Source organism: Corynebacterium choanae (assembly GCF_003813965.1).
In the GTDB taxonomy this organism is placed as follows: Bacteria; Actinomycetota; Actinomycetes; order Mycobacteriales; family Mycobacteriaceae; genus Corynebacterium; species Corynebacterium choanae.
Map to the genome: position 1 here is coordinate 1,006,015 of NZ_CP033896.1, position 21,456 is coordinate 1,027,470.

The following is a 21,456-nucleotide window of genomic DNA, read 5'->3' on the forward strand; positions in this document are numbered from 1 at the left end:
GTATCTGAAAGCCACTCCCGGTGAAGAATGCCGGTGTCTCCCGCCGGAGCGGGGGTTCGTCGCCGGAACGAGGGTTCGCCGCCGCGTGCAGGGCACGGCTGCATCTGGTTACACCTTGTTGCGGCGAGACCAGCTACTGCGCTGTTTGGATATTCCGTATTTCATGGAAGATAGGCTGTGTGTAGTCGGTGCCCGGTGCAGTGATTGCACGGTGCAGTGATTGTCCTTGGTGCAACGTCGGTTCCATCAAAGCAGCCCGTGGTCGGCTGTGGGCATGGTGCCGGGTTGTGTGCTTACAGGTGGATCGGCAGTGAGCAACGATTGGGGGATTACCAACCCCCCGCACTGGCGTGCCGAAGCAGTGGCTGTGCCGGTACGCTTTGTGATCGTGGGTACAACCAAGCAAGTGTTTACTATCGACTCCCATCGACGAGAGCAACAGCAGCACTGGTTTGCACGCCGCCGCTGGTGGCAGCGGGCGCTGACCGTGCTCAGCGTCAGTGTGCTGGTTGCAAGCTGTGCTATGCCGGAGCCGGAACTTGTCGACGAAGCCGAACCAACAACCCCAACATCCACAGTCTCTACGGTGCCAGTGGTGCCGCGCGGCACACTGGTTGTTGGTATTGATCCGATCACTAGCGGGCTCAATCCCCACCTGGCTAGTGATCGCAATGATTTTGTTGTTACTTTGAGCGATCTGGTGCTGCCCAGCGCCTTTGTGCATGGCAAGCTCAATGAAGATTTCATTGTCGCGTTTTCTGCTGACACGTACCCCACAGCAGCGGCACCTGGTACAACACAAGCCACTGCCGCGCCGAATGACGCTGCACAATCCGATAGTCAAACCTTGCCAGCAGACCCGCCCGGTGGCGGACAAACCACAGCAGAAAACCAAGCTGCTCCTGACCCGGCACACAATGATGCATCCTCCACCGAGGCGGCGGCAGATACCGCTGCGGAAGCCGTGCAGGTAGCGCAGCGTCTGCACTATGAGATTGATCCGCGGGCGCAATGGTCTGATGGCACCCCGATTACTGGTAATGATTTCGTCTACTTGTGGCAGTCGATCATCAACACCCCTGACGCGCTTGATTATGCCGCCTATTCGCGGATTGCTGATATTGCGGTCAGTGACGGCGGCACTTCGGTGGATGTGACGCTGCGTGCCCCACTTGCTGACCCTTCCGTTTTATTTACCCATTTGCTGCCGTCGCATCTGCTCACCCCACGAGAGGTGAGTTTTCATGATGCGCTCCAAAACGAGATTCCCGCTTCGGCGGGGAAATTCCTCGTTTCCCATATTGACCAGTTCCGTGGTGCAGTCGAGTTGCATCGCAATGACCGGTATTGGGGTCCACATCCTTCCCCGTTGGATCGACTCGATTTCGTCGAGGTTGATCATCCCACCCAGGTGGGTTCCATGCTGCGGTCGAAGCAACTTGCCGCAATTGATCTCACCGCGGCGCCGACGATGATTGAGCAGCTTGCTTTACTCCCTGATGTGACAGTGACCCCAGCGTTTGGGGTAGTCGCTGATCTGCAGCTTTCGCTTTCGGTTTCTTCGCCGATTTTGTACACCAGTGAGATTCGCGGGGAGCTTGCTGGCCTTTTAGATTATGACCAAATCGGCAGGATTGTGTCCCGGGGGATTGCGGGATCTTTGCGGGAACGACCGTCACTGGTGGCACCGTTGATTGACCAGTTAGCTGACGTCTCGTTACCGGAAGAATTTGTGAGCGCCAACTTCTATGATCAACAAGGTCGTGCCCTTGCCGAGGTGCCGTTTAGGAACACTCAGACTGCGGCAACTACGACCACCCACGGTGGAACACAGTCCTCAGCAGCTGATCCTGAGTCTGCCAGTGATACACAGTCAACACCGCCGAAAAAAGCGTTGGCTACTGCGGTACGTCAAGCAGGGCGGGCGGTGGTTATCGGCGCTGACGCCGATGATGAGCAAGCGGTCACTGCCGCTGAGGTGATCGCTGACCAATTAAGCCGGGTGGGGATTCCGGCAAAAACGTATCGTGCCACGGTCGCTGAAGCGACCGGGGTGTTACTTCCGGCCGGCACCATTGATGCGTTTGTCGCCTGGCAGCAGCCAACCACGAATCCGGTGCTGCTCGCTGACCGGTATAGTTGTCCGGCTGTAGCGCACAGTGCGATGGTCGACGATGCGTTATTGCCACCATCGATAAGCGACGAAGAAGCTGCTGCAGGATCACGCCTACAGCAGGAGGCCACCACCACCTCGCCTTCGCCTCGAAGCGCTTCAGATGGTGAACCAGTGGGGCAAGATCAGGCGGATAACGCTGTCCCTGATGGATCGATGGATAACGCCCTGGCGGGGGATGCTGCTGCACACGATAACGAGGCTGCTGCACACGATAACTCCGTTACGGCAACAACCGACGACAGTGGTGCACGTGCTGAGGGAACCCTGCCGCCGGAAGGCTCAGCGGCAGGAAGCGTGTTGATTGCCCGGCATAGCAATTTCAGTGGTTTGTGTGACCCGGGTCTTGACGGTGATATTCATCGCCTGCTGGCTGGGGAAGTTGCGTTTGATGAGGTCGCCCAAGCAGCTGCTGATGTCGCCAACCGGGAACATGCGATCATTCCGCTGCTGCGGCGTCCACGGGTGTGGGTGACTGGCAGTGCGCTTGATCTTATTAATCCGATTCCGACTGCGTTTCGTCCACTTATCGACGATCGCACAGTGCTGCGGCCTACGAATCGATAAGTGTTCTACGCCTGCAGCAAGCTGGCAGGTGGTTCCGATCGAAGCAGTAACAATGAGGGCGCCAGCATTGACGCAACATTGTCAGCACTGGCATACCCAAGCCTGCTCCGACAGCATGGAGGCGACAGCGAATCAACTCGTTGTAGCGCTGCCAGCGCGGTAGCTACCACCCACAGGACACTCACGATGGGGTTGGGTCGCGTTACTAGTGGTGCATCCCTGAAGCGGTGGCCAAGGTGCTGTTGTCCGATGTGTTTCAAGTTCCGCAATACTGCACGTCGCAGAGCTATACAGCATGTTGCACAGCTGCGGAGGGGGTTGCCTTGTGCCACCAATTGTTTGCCGTGCGGCTGGCAGTGCACGATCACTGTAGTGTTCCATATTGGCCAGTTGCGAGCGGTCGCCACATGCCAAGGGCGCGAGTTCGCGAGATTCATCAGTGTGGTAGAACAGGGTTTGTGCAACAACAATCCGCTGACCATATGCCAACCACTTCACAATCATCTGCGATCTTGCAACCAGATTCACATCCAGTCGATGCCTGTAGCGTGCGTGATCTCACGGGGCAATCGATCATTGCTGTGCATGCACATCCGGATGACGAGGCGATTTGGACAGGTGGCTTGCTGGCGCAACTTGCCCGCCGCGGAGCCGATGTCACGGTGGTGACCTGTACGCTCGGGGAGCAGGGGGAAGTGATCAGCGACCCGTTGCAAGGCTTGGTCGCCGATCATGCGGATCAACTCGGCGGATATCGGCACACTGAACTGCAGCAGTCGCTGGCCGCATTGCAGGTTCGTGGCTGCTATCTCGGAGGGATTGGCACCTATCGGGACTCGGGAATGGTAGGGGATGCGGCCAATAGCCATCCGCGGGCGTTTATTCACAGTGGTGAGCAGGCAGTCGAGGATCTTGTCGCGATTATCGACCGGTTACGACCGTCACTGTTGGTGACCTACGGTCCCGATGGTGGCTATGGTCATCCGGATCATATTCGTGCCCATGAAATCACTCACGCCGCGGTTGCTCAACTTCTTGCATCGTCGGCACATACCGGCGACGACTCGCTGCACACGTATGCGCAATCGATTCGGATTTTGTGGGCGGTGACTTGGCAGCCAGCATTGGAAACAGGAAGTCGTGCTATTGCTGCAGCCCCTGATGGGTGGCGCATCCCACAACCAGAGGAGATCGCCTGCGTTGCGGATGCTGATATCGCTATCGCGTTGGATGAGGCGGATTGTGCGGCAAAAATCGCGGCGATGAAAGCCCATGCCACACAGTTGTGGATTGCTGACGGTACCACTGCAGTCACCCGCCCGGCGCCGGCATATGCGACAGTGACAGATTTCTCCACCGTGTGTGGCGTGTTTGCATTATCAAACTTGATCACCCAGCCACTATTGCGGCGGGAATATTATCAACTCGGGGCAGGTCCTGCCCTGTCACACAGTGGCTCAACACCGCTTAGCCCTGCGTCAGGACAACCTCCACACCTGGTAGATTCAGCGGATCTTTTCTTGCGCTAGCGGGTATGCTGCAAAAACGGGGTCAAGGTTCGCGACCTCTTGTATTCTTGCAGCGGAAGACGCAGAGCTTTCAAGACTTGCTGCACCAAGTTTTGCTGCACCTTGCAAGACGCTATGACCTAGAGGTTGTCTATGGTGTTTCCCTGCAGCATCGGCTGCTGGGTGCCATGACCTGCAGTATCTCCTTCGGCGGGTTGAATTCCGCAGCGAACGCAGTGCCTGATGCCGATTGCGTTTACTGCAGCTGCCCGGCGGATTGTCCCTGGGTGTCGCCGGTGCCTGGTTTCATTGCCGGATTGGGGATACCGCGGAAAATTTATCATTCGGATGCCCGTCGTAGGTGCCTTACAGTGATAGAAGTTCCTTGCGTGTTGTTCCTTGCTCTGTGCTGTCCCTGGTTCGTTGCAGGAGTAGATTGCTTGTTTGCACAGCAAATGTGCTCGGTGGAAGGTGGATGCACACAAGGTGCAAGGATCAACTCCTTGTTGCCGTGGCGCAAAATGGAAGCACAACCCGTTGGAAGGTAAACCATGACAGATCGTGCTGAGCAATCATCCGATAATCGGTTGCATCGGCTAGTTCGTAAACCTGCTTCCCGTGGGGAGATTGTGCTGGCTTTGCTGTGGCTTTGTGCCGCAGCGGCGATCAGCGGACTCATGGAGATCGTGTATCTCACCTGGCGGCTTCCGCTTCCCGGTGGTCATTCAATCGCGTTTCCGCTATCGATCGTGTTTGCCGCAATATTGAACTATGTGTTGTGCAGTACTGCGCGGTTGTGGTCACGCTCTTTCCTGGTGACGGCCGCACCGCTGGTGGTGTGGCTGCTAGTCGTGGTGTCCTTAGTGATCAATCCGGCTTTCGGTGGACGCTTTATTGTGGCACCAGATCTTCGATCAGTATTGCTGGTTATGGCAGGCATTGTTGGTGGGATGCTGGTGGTGCGAAATCCGGCGCCGCGCTACGGCGTGTAAAGGTTTTACCAACGCGCGCCGTCCCAACAGCCAGCATGGTTCGCAGGCAACAAGGCCTGTGCAGCACACGGTGGCGTGGGGTGTGTGAATCTGTCTGCGGTGAGCACTGCTGGGGAGTGTTGCAGTGGAACGAATGCGGCTGCAAATCTGACAAGTAAGCCGAACCTATCTTTCGTATCTGCGGCCTGGCCGAGTACGCTGTGGTGGCAGATATCACCATCGGCTCGGGATACCGCACTTGTTGGAGGACTTCACACAGTGAATCGTCGACCAACCTGGTGCGGATCACTAGCTACCACCCCAAGGCGGTAGCCAGCCGTGGACCGACCGGATGAACCGAAACCTCAAGAGAAGTAGCAATAATGACTTACGTGATTGCGCAGCCTTGCGTCGACGTCATGGACAAGGCGTGCGTGGAAGAATGCCCCGTCGACTGCATTTACGAGGGGAAGCGGACCCTTTATATCCATCCGGACGAATGTGTGGACTGTGGCGCCTGTGAACCGGTTTGCCCGGTTGAAGCTATCTTCTACGAAGATGATGTCCCTGATGAATGGATTGATTATATCGACGCTAACGTGGCGTTTTTCGATGATCTTGGTTCCCCCGGTGGGGCTGAAGCAATCGGTCCGCAAGACTTCGATGTCCCGTGGATTAGCGAACTGCCGCCACAAAACCAGGAATAGATGCCTTGGCTTGCTCACTGGTTAAAGCAACGTTCTAGCTGGTTCGAGCAACGCTTACCACCGCTGTGCCCCGTGTATTTTGGGGCATGCGGTGGTTTTCTTCGTATCCCATCCGGGCGGCCGGTTTCATGCACGCCAGTGACACCAGCACCTGGCGCTGGGCACGGATGTGCTGCCGGTATAGGGAGGAAAGTGTAAACCACATGTTGCGACGTCGCGGCCTTTCCACCTAACGGTTCCTCTGCCCGGACAAAGCCGAACAATGCCTGGTTTCCTGATCAACGCCAGCTGTCACTGTGATGAGGAAGTCTGCGTAGCTGTGCTGTTGCGTCGCCGGGTTGCAGTAGGTCGCAGGAGCTGAAGGATAACCAACCCCGTACGCAACATCAGCCTCGTGCGCATCATCGGCCTGATGGGGTATTGCCAATCTCCTGCCTTGTTGGGGGCATCGCGTTCCGGGTGGACACAATCTATTCCTTCACTACCAGTGCGGCAAATATCGACCTGGATAGCTTGGGATTATTAATATTTCGCTGCTCATCGCCGTTGATGTTGCATGGCTGTCACTGGGCTGCAATGGACGGCTGCTAGATTAGATGACTATGAGTCATCCGCCACGCCAGCCACGGGGAGCAGTACTTCCCGATTTCCCTTGGGACACTATTGCTGCTGAGAAAACACGGGCCGCAAACCATCCAGCAGGCCTGATTAATCTTTCTGTCGGCGCCCCAGTTGATCCGGTTGCCCCTTCGATTCAACTTGCGCTCGCCGAGAACGGCCACGATGGCGGATATCCCACTACACACGGCACACCGGCGCTGCGGGAAGCGCTCGCCAAGCACATGGCGACCCGGTACAACATGACCGGGATTGCCCCGGATAATATTCTGCCCTGCATCGGCACAAAGGAACTGATTGCCGGGCTTCCCACACTTCTTGGTGTTGGGGAAGGGCATACTGTTGTCATCCCAGAGATCGCCTACCCCACCTATGAGGTGGCGGCACTGTTATCAGGTGCTCGGATCGCCCGGGCTGATTCGTTGCTGAAACTCGGACCGTCCTCGCCGACGCTGATGTTTATCAACACTCCCGGTAATCCCACCGGCAAAGTGCTGGGACAGGCCCATTTGCAAAAAGTTGTGGAATTTTCCCGTAGCCGCGACTGTATTGTGGCATCGGATGAATGCTATCTGGGATTAGGCTACGACCCTGACAATCCGCCGGTATCTATTTTGGATGAGCGCGTCAGTGGGGGTGATCACCGTAACCTGTTGGCGATCCATTCGCTGTCGAAGACGTCGAATATGGCCGGCTACCGGGCAGGCTGGATTACCGGCGACCCTGCGCTGATCGCGGAGCTGTTAGCGATTAGGAAACACACCGGGTTTATGGTGCCAACCCCTATTCAGGCAGCGATGATTGCAGCAGTTGAAGATGCTGATCAAGAATGGTTGCAACACCAGCGCTACGCGCAGCGTCGCGAAGTGCTTATCCCGGCGCTTACCCAAGCCGGGTTTACCATCGACAATTCGGAAGCTGGTCTGTATCTGTGGATCACCCGTGGGGAATCCTCCCGGGACACACTTGCTTGGTTTGCGGAGCGCGGCATTCTGGTAGCCCCAGGGGACTTCTACGGTCCACGCGGCAAAGACCACGTCCGTGTCGCACTCACCGGCACCTTGGAGCAAATGCACGCGGCTGCCGATCGTATTGTCGCAACCGACAGGTAACTGTGCACTGCCGCCACCAGCGGGCAAGGGGCATTCACCCGGATTGGTGAGTTGTCCCGCCCCCGCTTCACTGCCCTGCAGCAGTTCTCTTCCCGAACTAGTAGCTGTGCACAGCTGTTGCTGTTGTCACCTTTTTCGTGTGTTTTTCAGCACTGGTGATCGGTGCGGCATTGCGCAACTGATCTGTGTGGCATTGTGCAACTGATTAGGGTGGCTTTTCCTCGTCGTGCAGCTTTCACCCCAAGGGGCTGGCGACCATAGTTGCGTATCCGATGTGTGCATCCCTTGCCGCGGCGAGTGTGACCATGCGCATGCCGCGCAGCAAGCACCATACATGGGAAGGTCACCGTGAGGAATGGACGGTACACAGACTTCTGCACCGCATCCTGTTGCGCCGAAGATTTGTTTTCGCAGATGAAATACTGCAGCCCGGTCGGCCAAAATGACCACACTGACTACGTCCAGGGTTGGACGTGTGCCCAATCCGGTGGGAAGCCGCGACACCTTTATGCGGGACGAACCCCCGCAGCTGGCATGCAACACCCGCGCCGCCGGCAAATACGGATCCACGGTGAGCGTAAAACCATCACCAGCACCACACACAGCACCCACCACTGAACACAGCACTGTAAAGCAGCAAGTATCAGCATCCGGCGCACCGCCAAATTGCCCACTTGCCAGCACCGAGTGGCGATCACAGACCAACGCAAAGCACCGATCACCGACAACAAATCAGCACCGAACACAGACACTCGACCAGCTGCACTGCACTTACACCGGCTCGCGGACTCCACCCACCCCGGATAGCAGCCACGATGCACGGAACACCTTCGCGCAGAATCAGCTGAGGCATTGTTCCGTGCAACAGCAGCCACAACGATCCACAACAGGGGAGAATGCGGCATAAGCGAAACAGCAGACCCAACGAGCAAACAAGACGAGCAGCAACATGAACCACAGTCACAGCACACCACCTGCGACAAACCCGGTAGCGGGTGATCCGGTAACCGGCCGACCAGCGCCCCGGGCGGGAATTTCGGCCCGTCGGGTAGTACTTCGAGGAAGCGTTCCAATCGATGGGATTGACTATGTTGCAGCTGCAGCAGGTGACAGTCCCTATGCGCCGGGCACCGTATTGACCCCTGGAACACTGCTTGCCAAACCGCAGCCAGCGTGGATGTTTCCGCCGCTGTCCCCAGAGCCGGATATTCCCCTGAACTATACGGTCATTGCTCGCCATCGCCGGTTTATGGTGGTCGACAAACCTCATTTCCTGCCGACGAGTTCCAACGGGCGCCTGGTGCGCAACACCGTGCAAACTCGGCTTCGCGTCGCTGAAGACAATCCCAATATTGTGCCGCTGCATCGGCTCGATCGGCTCACCGCCGGTCTGGTGATGTGTAGTACTGATCCCGCCACGAGGCGGGACTATCATGAACTCTTCGCGCGCCGGGCAGTCACCAAAACTTATCAGGCGCGCCTAGTGCGTCCACTACCCCAACTGGATACCACGTTTACTGAACTTGTACTTCCCATGGTGAAACAGCCCGGTTCACGACAAGTCACTGTGCAAGACACAGCGCAGGCAACCTTGACCACAACCAGGCTGCGGCTGATAAGCAGGGACGATCCAACGTTGGTGGAGATGCAGCCAGTGACCGGTTTCACCCATCAGCTGCGGGTGGTCTGCCATCATCTCGGAGCCCCGATCATCGGTGACGACACCTATCCCATTGACAAGGGCCTCAATCTTGCTGACTTCACCCATCCGTTACAGCTGCTTGCTGCCACGATGGCTTTTACCGACCCTCTGGATGGCCACAAGTATTGCTTTGCAACGCTGCAGTCCTTGCAGTCGGCCGCCAGCTAGCCATGGTGCTTAGTGACCCAAGTGCCGCGGCAGCAGGCGTTATCACTTCCAGGGCTTGCCTCGGTAGCATATGTCGAAGGCCAACTGTGCATCGTTTTCAACACGCGAGCTAACAACTAGTCCCTGTGCTTGTTTGTGGTGCAGGGTCGGTGGCAATGGATTCAAAAAAGCAACTTAGTTGAGGCAACAATGGCAGTTTCGCGAACAGATCTCGCCCAATTCTTGCGTTTTGGGATAGTCGGCGGATCAGGCACTGTGGTCAATGCTGCCGTTGTGGTGCTGCTCAACAAACTCACCTATGCCGTGTTGCATGTCACCGAGCATGACACGTTTGTTAACCTGCTCGGCACCCGGTTCAACATTCGCTGGTATCACGTCTTCTTTACCATCGCGTTTCTTGTGGCTAACACTTGGAATTACCAGCTTAACCGCATGTGGACATTCCGCAGCGGCCAACGGCGTGGCTGGTGGCGGGAGTTTTTCCCTTTTCTTACCACCGGCATTGGGGCGCTGATTGTCAGCCTTATCGTGATGACGCTACTGATGAATCCGCACAGCCCATTGTCCCTTCCCTCAGATGTGTTCGATGACTCCACTGGTTTGCGCACCAAGCTGTATTGGGCGACGTTGATCTCTATTGTTGTGTCGATGCCGATCAACTTTGTCGTCAACAAACTATGGACGTTTAGAGGAATCAAATCTTAAAGGCCAAAACGCTTGGGGAAGCCCCCAGGTGGCGCATTATCAAACAGGTTATGTACGGGCATCCGAAGGTTTTCCTTACGCGACGACTAATTGTTCTGCAACCTGATCAGAATGGTTTTCTCAAGGCGGTGCGCTGACACTCATTAATAGACCTTGCGATTTACCTCAAATGGCTGTGAAAGCAACACTATCTTGGATTGCTGTGGGTAGCGAAGTTTTTCGGAGATTTGTAGTTCTCCGGCTACTGCTATCGATTAGTTAAAGCGCAGAACACATGTAAGTTGGTGATACTGTGCCGCCGGTTCATGACATGATGCACTTCGTGTATCAGTCAGAAAAGCATCTACTGCACTGCGGATCCGGCACCTTCCAGAGCTGGCTGTTTGCGTCGTCACTCAGAGCCTGAGACTTTTAAATGATTTCCAATCTTATTCCAAGCGCTATGCGAACAGTTTACCCCGCGCTTTATTTTGGACATTGTCATCAGGCAGCGTTGCTGATCTAGTTATTTATCGATCAGAGTCAATTGTATTAAAATTGAGATCACTATTGAACGGACTGCCTTAGTTGGGGTTTGGAATTACAATAATTCACCGTACGAGCGTGGTTGTCGACAGTGTATTTATGCGGCGATCGGCTCAACGTTCGTAGGGAGGGTTGTTCTAATCGGTTCAACCTTATCCGGGGTGCGAACCTTCTTGGAATTTCGCCTTTGATCCCTCGCGTAGCGCTCATTTGTGAAGGCGAAACCGCTATGCCTGGTGGGGTTTGGTTGCGTTACTGGTCGTTCTTGGCGATGGTGAGCGGGCAAGAGGGGGGATCTGGGGTGGAATCCCACCCCCGGATCGGGGAATTTTCAAACTACTTTTTCTGCGATTCTTGCCGGGGTGGGTGAGGCTGCAATCTATCGGATCTTCCCTGATCAACGGCTAGGTATCACAGCTGCGCTCAGGCTGTGAGTCGGATTACAGGGGTCGTTTGGTGTGATCTAAACCCCTTGTTTCTTTCCCCGTGGATTGGTTACGTTGAAACCTGTCAATTGAACCGTTTCAAAACGCTGTGAACAGCGAAGGGATAGGTGAGTGCACCATGGGTATGTTGCGCAAAACTGCAGCCGCTTTGGCCTGCGTCGGGTTGCTGACAGGCATGACTGCCTGTGCTGGCGGCAACGGTGGAAACACCGCTGCCGATGGCGACACCACGGCCACCGGCGACATGAAAGTAGCGTTCGTGCCAAAGATCCAAGGGATCCCGTTCTTCGAAGCGATGAACACTGGTGGTCAACAGGCCGCAAAAGACTTCGGTTTCACCTGGATCTACAGTGGCCCGACCACTGCTGACCCGGCCGCCCAAAGTGATGTGGTTCGTTCACTGATGCAGCAGCGGGTCAATGCACTGATGGTCGCCCCTAACGACCCGGACTCGATCGCGCCGCTGATGAAAGAAGCTGCGGACAAAGGAATTCGAGTTGGTACAACGGACACCGACGCAACAAGTAGCGTGCGTGAAGTGTTCGTGAACCAAGCCACCGCCGAAGGGATTGGTGGGGCACTGCTCGACGAGGTTGCGAAACCGATTGACGGGAAAGGCAAAATTGCCATCGTTTCCTGCGGTCAGACTGCCGCGAATCTGAATTCCTGGATTGATGTCATCAAAAAGAAGCAGAAGAGCGACTATCCCGATATTGACATTGTCGATGTGGTTTATGCCGATGAAGATCAGCCCAAAGCTGTGACGATGGCAAAGAATTTGATGAATGCTAATCCTGATCTCAAAGGGCTAATCGGGCCGTGCACTACCGCTGCCCCGGGGATCGCCCAAGCCGTACAAGAAACCGGAAACATCGGGAAAGTATTCACTGTCGGCGTTGGTACCCCACAGGCAATGCTGCCATATCTCAAAGACGGGTCATCGACAGCTTCCGTGCTGTGGGATGTCAACAACCAGGGCTATCTCACTGCTTGGGCAGGATGGATGCTGGCCAAGGGTGAGCAATTCCAGCCGACCCAGGACGTAGGGCCAATCAAGGGAGTCACCTACAACGATGCAGATAAAACCCTGCTCATGGGTGATCCACTTATCCTCACCGCTGATAACGCCGGTAACTATAACTACTAAAAACCGGCTGTCAGCAACGACGTCAACGGCTCCCACATCTAGGGATTGCCCAGGTGTCTCACCGTTTCCCGGATCGAAAGATCGCACCTGCAATGAGCTGCCATCAAGGACAAAGGTGAGCGACATCGAAAGGCAACCAGAATGCTCCTACCAGCGCCGGTTTTCTTCACCCCTGCGCTGGTGGGTTGGGGAAGTTGGCGCAGTGAGCAAGGAAGGGAGGATTAGCGATGAATCAACAGCAGCCCTTGCTGAAAGTTGCAGGTGTCGATAAACGCTATGGCGGTGTCCACGCACTGCGCGATGTGCACTGGTCAGTACTTCCCGGCGAAGTACATGCACTAGTTGGCGAAAACGGCGCCGGAAAATCGACACTAATCAAAATGATCAGTGGCGCGGAGAAACCCGATAGTGGCACGATCACAATCGATGGTGAAACGCTGCCGCTGGGAAATACACAAGCCGCGATGAGTTGTGGAATCTCTGCAGTTTATCAAGAGCCACAGCTATTTGCGGATCTCACCGTAGCTGAGAACATTTTCCTGGGACGGGAAATCGCAAAAGCTGGCAAAGTACAGTGGAACACCCAACTTGAGGACGTCGGCGACCTACTTGGGCAGTTAGAGCTCGACCCGGAATTAGCGAATACGCGGGTTGGTGATCTACCGGTCGGCGAACAGCAACTGGTTTCAATAGCGAAAGCCTTCGCAACACCTGTAAAGCTGCTGATTCTTGATGAGCCAAGCGCAATTTTGGCAGATAAAGACATCGATACCCTCTTCCGCTTGATCCGCTCGCTGACTTCTCGGGGTATTAGCGTGATTTATATCTCACACCGGTTGGATGAGATTGGAAAAATTACCGATCGAGTGACGGTGATGCGTGATGGTGCAGTGGTGGAAACTCGCGAAACTCAAGGCTTTTCCTCCCGAGCTATAGCAGAGTCAATGGTGGGGGAGAAGTTTCAAGTACTTGATAAGCAGCAAAAAAACTTCGCTGCTGACACCCCGGTGCTTCTCGATGTCCAGCATCTTGCTACAGGATCCAAACTGCATGATGCGTCACTGAGTATTCGACAAGGAGAAATCGTCGGCTTATATGGGCTTATCGGATCGGGTACTGCCGAATTTGTTCGACTGCTCTACGGGATTGGCTCTCCACAGGCGGGCACGATCACAGTGGACGGCAAGAAAGTCACCTTCCGATCACCGAAGGACGCACTTGCTCACCGGGTGACCATGTTGCCAGGCAACCGCAAACTTCAAGGCGTGTTTTTGCCGAAGAGCCTTGCATTTAACATCTCTTGTTCTCACCTGGGCTATTTCTCTTCCAAAGGTTGGTTCCAATATGCCAAGGAACGAAAAGCCACTGCAGATGCTATTGCTGCACTGCGGGTGAAAGCCCCTGGACCAGATACGTTGATTTCGAATCTATCCGGTGGCAATCAGCAAAAGATCGTGATGGCTCGTCAGCTTGTTGAGAATCCCTTGGTGTTGCTTGCAGAAGAACCCACCCAGGGTGTTGACGTTGGTGCGAAGGCTGATATTCACTCCCTCATCGTCGACCATGTTGATCAAGGCAACGCTGCGTTAATCGTGTCAACTGATTTGGAGGAGATTCGACTTTTAAGTGATCGCATCATTGTGATGCGAAAAGGTCGAACCGTGTGCGAACTCCCAGGTGATGTTTCGGCAGCGGAGCTGCTCGACGCAGCCTCCGGCAATGATGGTGAAACTCTGGAAGGAGGAAAGTGATGCGAGACTCACAGATTCGCTCGCCGCGTCTACGCCGTTTCCGTGGCCATATTGAAGGTCAGGAACTTGTACTGATTGGCGTCATCATCGTGCTTTGGCTGTTGATGTCAGTGGTAACAGATACGTTTTTCACGACTGGAAGCTTGTTTGCGATCCTGTATGGTGTAGCGCCGATTGCCATCATGGCAATCGCTATGACTGCGGTAATGGTCACGGGTGGCATTGATGTCAGTGTCGGCTCCACCATGGCAGTGGTGATGGTGGTTGTCGGCAAACTCCTTCGTGATTTTGCAGTTCCGGCAGTCGTCGCGGTACTGATAGCTGTTGTTGTGGGTGCGGTGTTGGGGGCGATTAATGGTTTGCTGATCTCGGTGGGCAAGATCCCTGCAATGGTATGCACCTTCGGCACGTTAAACGTGTTTCGTTACGTTGCACTACAGATATTTGGTGACAATCAGGTTGCTGGTGTCCCCGGCACCCTGTCGGGGATCGGCGGTGACGTGTCAGCGTCACTCTTCGGAATCCCAAACGCCTTTTGGCTCACCATCGGATTAGGGATCGTTGCTTGGGTGTATATGCGTCACTGGGCAACTGGACGGCACCTGTATGCGATCGGCAACGATCCGCAGGCCGCCCGATTGGCCGGTGTGCGGGTCAATTGGCGAATATTTCTTGTTTATGTAGCCTCCGGGATTGCTGTTGGCATCGCTGCCTGTGTGTCAATTGGTGCAGGTGGACTGATCCAGCAAAACGCGGGTTTTGGCGTTGAGATGTCGGTGATTGCCGCCTGTGTGATCGGCGGAACATCAGTGATGGGTGGCCGTGGCACTGTGCTGGGCAGCATTTTGGGCGCAATGTTGGTCGGCAGTGTGCAAGCCGCCGTCATTCACCTCCACCTGCCCAACACGCTCACGTTGCTGTTTGTTGGCGTCATCATCATTATCGCAGTCGGTGTCGATCTATTCCGCCAATCAAGGAGGGAAGTGCGATGAGGACACGAAACCAATCCCACGCTGCAAACACGGTGTCGTCATCACCTGGGACGATGCAGCAAAATACTAGACCTGGACGTCCGGCGATGCCGGTATCGCGCAAGATTCAGCAATTGTTACTTCAGGAACGCGCAGCAAGCTTGAGTGTGCTTACACTGCTTCTGGTCGTCTTGTTTTGGCTCCTTGGTCGTGGTGGATATCTCTTCGCCCCGTTTGATTTGCCGTACATGGCATCGTCGTTGCAGGCGTTTGTGCCGCTGGTGATTCTGGGGCTCGCGGAAATGTTTGTCATTACATCGGGTCGTGGCGGTATTGACTTATCGGTCGGTGCAATGGTTTCCCTGGCAGGTGTGGTCTTTGGTCACTGTGTACAAACCTGGGAATTACCGCTTGCGCTATCTGCGTTGATTGCGATCATCGCTGGTGCATTGTTCGGCGGATGTAACGGGCTGCTCATTGGGTATTTTCGTTTCCCGGCGCTCATTGCGACACTTGCTACCTCCTACATTTATGCATCGTTGGCGATGGTGGCTAGCCATCAGGCGCCAATCTCCGGGGCGAAGGTCGCCGCAACGAACGCACTGACTGCAAATATCCCACTTGGCGGAGGGATTCTCCTGCCGCTGCAAGCCTTGACCTTCTTCATTCCAACCATGGTGGTTTGCTGGCTTCTGCTGGAAAAAACAAGTTGGGGACGATCATTGCTGGCAGTGGGCACCAATGATGTTGCTGCAACTTATGCAGCACACAATGTCAATGGGGTTCGGGCAAGTGCATATCTTCTGTCGGGAACGTTATGTGGTTTAGCAGCGGTCGTAAACGTTGCCCAATTCGCTAGTGCCCGCCCCGATGCGGGAACTGCCGGAAACGGCATGGTGCTGCCGGCGATCACTATCGCGGTGTTAGGTGGAGTGCTAATCCAAGGCGGATTCGGTCGGGTGAGTGGTGTTGTCGTCGGTGCACTACTGATCACATGGTTAAACGCCGGCCTGCTTATTGGCCTGCAAGGATCTGCTGGACCTCGCACACAACTCCTGGCACTCGGCGCGGTGTTATTGGCTTCGATTATCGTAAACAATATCGCCATTGCAAAAGCTCGGCGAATACCCGACAAGTAGAGGTAAGACGTGACTCCCGCCGCCACTCCATCCAGCAAACGTCCCGGCATCGCGCAAGTAGCAAAACTTGCTGGCGTGGCGGTAGGAACCGTGTCCAATGTGCTCAATCATCCAGATCGGGTGTCACCCCGTACACGAACAAAAGTAGAACAGATCATCAAAGAGCTTGGCTATGTGCCCAATGCGAGTGCGCGAGCGTTAAACAAAGGCCGTTCGACCCTCATTGGCGCGATCTTCTTTGACATCTCGAATCCGTTCTTCGCTGATTCTTCGCACGCGATCGACCAAGTCGCACGGAGTCGAGGTGCAACGATGATCTACACCGGCACCGAACAACTCCCCGAGGTGGAACGTGCCGCCCTCAAACGTTTCGTTGATCTTGGCGTCGACGCCATCGTGGTGTGTTCCACCGGCGGTAATGACGACGCCTTGGAGCAACTCGTTGATCTAGGTATTCCGGTATTGGCTTTTGCGCAGCGCAGCGAATCGGCGAAAATCCCAGCCGTTTGTATTGACGATCAGCGGGGAATGGAACTTATCGCAGCACATTTGTTGGGGCTGGGACATGAGAGCTTCTGCTTTATCAGTGAACATCGGCAAGCCATCCAACACCGAGACCGACTTGCTGGTTTTCACCGGGCACTGGCCGCCCAAGGGAGCGCGGACGGTTGCCTTCAACTGAATATCGCATCAGGGCCGACCTGGATGGAAGGCTACCGCGAGGTGCAGCAGTTCATCGCCACCAATCAACAGTTACCGGATTGTTTTGTGTGTTTGAACGATTACACCGCCTTCGGTGCAAGTAAAGCGCTGACTGAAGCAGGGTTAGTTCCCGGGATCGATGTTGCCGTCACTGGATATGACGATCTTACTTTCACCGAACTGCTTGCCACCCCGCTGACCACTATCCATCAGCCGATCACGGCTATGGCCGACTATGCCGCAAACGCCTTACTCGACGTTGTCGAGGGGCGGGCAACCGATCTGGTCGGCAAGGTTTTCGCTCCTGAACTCATCGTGCGGCAATCGACCGTACCGATATTGCACGACAACGAATAGGAACTGTCATGACCAGGGAACATCATCAACTGCAACCATTTGAACAACAGCGTGTAACGATTCGTGAAAACTTTCAGCGGTTTAAAGAGCAACATCCTGAAGCGCTTTGTGCTCCGTTAAATCTTTCCTGGTCGAATTGGGGATTTGGGTTGGAATCCCTGGCACAATCCGCCAAGCGCTTGGCCGACGCTGGATTGCAGTTCATTGAGCTGCACGGAAACCATTACGGCGATCGTATCGGCTACCAGCCACAGGAAACCCTAAGGATTCTTGCTGATCATGGGCTTACAGTGTCGGGTGTGTGCGGCATGTTCTCCGCCGATAATGATTTGTCCTCGAACAATCCTTTCGCCCGGCAGCAGGCTCTCGACTATATAGCGCGTGAATTAGATTTCCTTGGTGAAGTCGGCGGCGACTATCTTCTTGTCGTGCCGGCTGCAGTTGGTCGCCCGCAACCATACGATCAATATGAACAACAGCGAAGCACACAAACTTTGGCGCTGGCGCTTGAGTGGTTTGACCGTCAACACGTTGTTGCTGCGATCGAACCGATTCGCTCCGCCGAAGTGTCCATCGTGCACACCGTCGATGAGGCACTTGCCTATATCGGGGAGTTAGGCAACCATGAGATGCTTGGGATTAACGGCGACCTCTACCATATGCTCACCGAGGAAGATTCCATCCCGGATGCACTGTTGCGGGCCGGTGATCGGCTTACAAATCTCCATTTAGCCGACACTAATAGGCGGGCGCTTGGCACTGGATTCCTCGACATCGACAGCATCATTATGACGCTGTACATGATGGGATATAACCGGCCAGGTAAATATGTCACACCGGAACCGCTAGGCCCCGCAGCTGATCCTTATGTCGCCCGCAATGGAGTGACTGATTGCAAACAGCTCGATGAGCTGGTGCAGCAAACTGTGAGCTACTTCCGACAGCGGGAAGCGATTGTGCGGGAAGGCTAGATCGACAGCAGGGCACTTGTGAATAGCTGTGCAGCAACGCTAGCGCAAAGGGGAGTCAGTGGACACGAAGGCAACGACATTGTTTCCACCCTTTTCATGCGGTACGGCTCGTAGGGCATATTGTCGCGGGAACCAGTGCATGTGTCAGGGATAGGTAGGTCGTTCGAAACCGTGAACTAGCTCACAATGTTTCAACCGCTAGGACGCTCGATCAGTGAAAAAATACCGCGGAACTTCCGGGGTATGGCTCGATTGGCGTTCGGCCACAGCCGAGCCTGTGAAGATCGTTGTCGCTGGTAGTACTTGAAAACCGCTCTTGTTGTCCTGTGGTTCACAGTTTTCTATCTGTACTGCATTAAATATAACTATTCAGTTGTTGGCACCTCATAGAGGTGTCCCCGGCTGGTGCAAATCGGCCGAGCCGAGTAGCTGGAGTTGTTCGATGACCATCGGCAGTCCGCCTGCTTCTTTGTGGCAGCCAGCCAACCCTGTTCACGAAATCATGACAGGGAAATTTGCGGGTGAGGCGAGCTTACGCTGGTCACATTGCGCGACTTGCTTACTGGTGACAAGCGCCACTGCCGAAGTATTCCGCTACACGATCCAGTACTAACCGACACAGAAAAAACGCTGTGCGCTCACAATGCGCAGTAGACCCCGGCTGTGCACTACCAGTGAGTGCAGCGCAACAGAACTCAACCCAACAAAAGGAAAGATCATGACCTCGACACCGAAGGATCTACTCGAAGCGATCGTTGAGATCCGGAAACAGCTTTGTGTGCTTCATCAACAGCTTGTAACCAATTCGCTGGTGGTGTGGACAGCTGGAAATGTTTCACAGCGCGTCCCCGATGCCGAATTGTTTGTCATCAAAGCCTCAGGCGTGCGCTACGAAACGATGACCGATGATGACATGGTTGTCTGTGATTTAGACGGCAACCCTGTTGACCAATTCAATACGGTAGATCGAAAGCCATCGTCTGACACTGCAGCACATGCTTATGTGTATCGACACATGGCTGATGTTGGCGGAGTAGTGCACACGCATTCGCCTTATGCCACCGCGTTTGCGGCCGCCCGCAAACCTATTCCTTGCGTCTTAACGATGACCGGCGACGAATTTGGCGGGGAAATCCCTATCGGCCCCTTGGCGCTAATCGGTGATGATGCAATCGGTCGCGGCATCGTGGACACGTTGAGCAACAGCAAATCTCCTGCAGTGCTGATGGCTAATCACGGCCCGTTTACCATCGGTGAAGACGCGACTGCTGCTGTCAAAGCTGCAGTGATGGTAGAAGAAGTTGCCAAAACTACGTTGTTTGCGGATGTTTTAGGGCCGCTGCAGCCGTTGGAACCTGCTGTTATCGATCGCCTCCACGACCGCTATCAGCACGTATATGGACAGTAGTGAATTCATATCTTCACACAGTTAGGAGTGACTGATCATGGTTTCCTCAACAGCAGTTACCGCGCAAAGCCCCGATTTGCAACGATGCCATCTGGGTGTGGAATTTGGCTCCACCCGCATCAAAGCGATACTGATTGACGAGCGCGGCGGCGTATTGGCACACGGATCCTACCGGTGGCAACCGCACCAAGAGCAAGGCTTATTCAGCTATCACTATGATGAGGCTTTTACCGGCCTTCGCCAGGCATATAGTGCAGTCAAGCAGCACATCGTTGCCGAATATGGGGTGACGATTCGCACCTTGGGCAGTATCACTATTTCCGGGATGATGCACGGCTACATCCCACTTGGCGAGGATTTCACTCCAGTAGCAGCATTTCGCACGTGGCAAAATACCAATACTGGGGACGCAGCGGCACAGCTTTCAGCCGCACTGGAAAAACACATTCCACTGCGGTGGAGCTGTGCCCACTATTTTCAAGCGCTGCTCGACAGTGAACCGCACATATCTCAAACTCGCTATCTTACGACGCTTGCCGGGTATATCCATGTTCACCTTTGCGGGGAATTTGTTCTTGGACTTGGCGATGCGGCAGGAATGTTTCCTTTGGCAGCAGACGGCCACCGGTATGATCCGGCAGCAATCAAACGTTTTGATGATTTGACTGAGCCGCTCGGAGCTACTGGGAGTATGAGCGACCTATTGCCCCGACCACTTCCGGCAGGAGCTTTTGCTGGACGGTTGACGGAAAAGGGTGCACAGCTGCTTGACCCCGCAGGGGATCTCCAGGCGGGCATTGTTCTTGCCCCACCAGAAGCCGATGCCGCTACAAGCCTGGTTACTACGAATGTCGTCACGCCTGGATTGGGCGGAATATCCGCGGGAACCAGCATTTTCGCCATGGTGGTATTGGACAAGCCGCTTGCAGCACCGCTTGAGGAAGTTGATATTGTTGCTACCCCGGATGGACATCACGTTGCGATGGTCCACTGTAATAACTGTGCGCAAGAAATTGATGCGTGGGCAGATTTTGTTCGCTCAGTAATAACCTTAACTGGGCAAAAATGCGACGATGCGACGCTCTACCGCCTGCTTTTTACCGCTGCTGGACTTTCGGTCGGTGACAGTAATAGCTATGCAGCGATCAATTATCACGTGGGTGAACATTCCACCCAAGTGACGCACGGGATTCCCATTATGGCGCGGCACCCAGATGCGGTCTTTGCGTTGGGGCCGGTGATGCGCAGCGTTATCATGTCGTCTTTTGTTACCCTCCGATTCGGTTTGGAGCGGCTGAGCAATAAGGCATCAATGACGATCTCTCACCTTGTTGCACAGGGCGGAGTATTTACAGTCCCTGAAGTTGCACAGCGAATTCTTTCGGGAATGCTCGGGGTGCCCATCGGGGTTCCTAACGAGTCCGCACAAGGAGGTGCGTATGGTGCAGCGCTGCTTGGTTTATATCTAGCAACCATCACCGAGCGCCATGAACAAGCGGGCACTCCAGGAGATTCCTTGGACTCGGTTGCGTCAGATACTGCAGGCGGTGAAATCGCGTCATCTGTTCAAGCTGCTGCACCTGCAGCACAGCAATATTCCACGGCATCACCGCAGTCTTTGAGTAGTTTTCTGCAGCAAATTCTGGAGAACTCGCTGACTGTATCGACTGTGGAGCCAGACCCGGCCACGCAGGAAGAATGCGATCGTTTCGCTGCACGATATGAGCTGTTGCTTCCGATCGAACGCAAACTCGGGGAGATCTTCTGAGCAGGACTCGCACAGCAAGTGAGAGCTTGCACTTGCGTTA

15 protein-coding genes are annotated in these 21,456 nt (G+C 54.9%); all 15 read left to right on the plus strand.

The window, feature by feature from the left end; translation table 11 throughout:
• The first annotated feature begins 388 nt into the window (after positions 1-388).
• The 15 genes from CCHOA_RS03695 (at position 389) to CCHOA_RS03765 (ending at position 21,416) form a co-directional block, all read left to right on the plus strand.
• Positions 389-2,740 carry an ABC transporter substrate-binding protein gene (locus tag CCHOA_RS03695; RefSeq protein WP_164472376.1) on the plus strand — a complete coding sequence of 784 codons (2,352 nt, stop codon included), beginning with the start codon at positions 389-391 and terminating at the stop codon, positions 2,738-2,740.
• Between the two features lie 548 nt (positions 2,741-3,288).
• Positions 3,289-4,269 carry an N-acetyl-1-D-myo-inositol-2-amino-2-deoxy-alpha-D-glucopyranoside deacetylase gene (gene mshB / locus CCHOA_RS03700; RefSeq protein WP_123930769.1) on the plus strand — a complete coding sequence of 327 codons (981 nt, stop codon included), beginning with the start codon at positions 3,289-3,291 and terminating at the stop codon, positions 4,267-4,269.
• Between the two features lie 530 nt (positions 4,270-4,799).
• The gene (locus CCHOA_RS03705) at positions 4,800-5,240 is read left to right on the plus strand and encodes a hypothetical protein (protein ID WP_123927008.1); all 441 of its coding nucleotides are present in this window, start codon (positions 4,800-4,802) and stop codon (positions 5,238-5,240) included.
• Positions 5,241-5,602: 362 nt separating this feature from the next.
• Positions 5,603-5,926: a ferredoxin gene (gene fdxA / locus CCHOA_RS03710; RefSeq protein WP_123927009.1), complete on the plus strand. Its 324-nt coding sequence runs from the start codon at positions 5,603-5,605 to the stop codon at positions 5,924-5,926.
• A gap of 602 nt (positions 5,927-6,528) precedes the next feature.
• Complete coding sequence (gene dapC, locus CCHOA_RS03715; protein WP_123927012.1) at positions 6,529-7,656, plus strand: succinyldiaminopimelate transaminase; 1,128 nt, start codon at positions 6,529-6,531, stop codon at positions 7,654-7,656.
• 949 nt (positions 7,657-8,605) lie between these two features.
• Positions 8,606-9,526, plus strand: coding sequence for a pseudouridine synthase (locus CCHOA_RS03720; RefSeq protein WP_123927015.1), 921 nt, complete (start codon positions 8,606-8,608; stop codon positions 9,524-9,526).
• A 189-nt stretch (positions 9,527-9,715) separates the two neighbouring features.
• Positions 9,716-10,231: a GtrA family protein gene (locus tag CCHOA_RS03725; RefSeq protein WP_123927018.1), complete on the plus strand. Its 516-nt coding sequence runs from the start codon at positions 9,716-9,718 to the stop codon at positions 10,229-10,231.
• 1,095 nt (positions 10,232-11,326) lie between these two features.
• Positions 11,327-12,349 (plus strand): autoinducer 2 ABC transporter substrate-binding protein, encoded by a 1,023-nt coding sequence (locus tag CCHOA_RS03730; protein WP_123927021.1) that lies wholly within the window; start codon positions 11,327-11,329, stop codon positions 12,347-12,349.
• Between the two features lie 227 nt (positions 12,350-12,576).
• Positions 12,577-14,100: a sugar ABC transporter ATP-binding protein gene (locus tag CCHOA_RS03735; RefSeq protein WP_123927024.1), complete on the plus strand. Its 1,524-nt coding sequence runs from the start codon at positions 12,577-12,579 to the stop codon at positions 14,098-14,100.
• Positions 14,100-15,092, plus strand: a complete 993-nt coding sequence (locus CCHOA_RS03740; RefSeq protein WP_123927027.1) for an ABC transporter permease — start codon at positions 14,100-14,102, stop codon at positions 15,090-15,092. Before CCHOA_RS03735 ends, CCHOA_RS03740 begins: the two co-directional genes overlap by 1 nt.
• Before the next feature lie 146 nt (positions 15,093-15,238).
• On the plus strand, positions 15,239-16,210 hold the full coding sequence (locus tag CCHOA_RS03745; protein ID WP_245992239.1) for an ABC transporter permease: 972 nt from the start codon (positions 15,239-15,241) through the stop codon (positions 16,208-16,210).
• Between the two features lie 9 nt (positions 16,211-16,219).
• Positions 16,220-17,269, plus strand: coding sequence for a LacI family DNA-binding transcriptional regulator (locus CCHOA_RS03750; protein ID WP_123927029.1), 1,050 nt, complete (start codon positions 16,220-16,222; stop codon positions 17,267-17,269).
• 8 nt (positions 17,270-17,277) lie between these two features.
• Positions 17,278-18,240, plus strand: a complete 963-nt coding sequence (locus tag CCHOA_RS03755; RefSeq protein WP_123927033.1) for a sugar phosphate isomerase/epimerase family protein — start codon at positions 17,278-17,280, stop codon at positions 18,238-18,240.
• A gap of 718 nt (positions 18,241-18,958) precedes the next feature.
• Entirely contained in the window at positions 18,959-19,648 is a 690-nt protein-coding gene (locus CCHOA_RS03760; protein WP_123927036.1) for an L-ribulose-5-phosphate 4-epimerase, read from the plus strand.
• 37 nt (positions 19,649-19,685) lie between these two features.
• A complete protein-coding gene (locus tag CCHOA_RS03765) occupies positions 19,686-21,416 on the plus strand; it encodes an FGGY-family carbohydrate kinase (RefSeq protein WP_123927039.1) in 1,731 nt (576 codons plus the stop codon).
• The last annotated feature ends 40 nt before the right edge of the window (positions 21,417-21,456 follow it).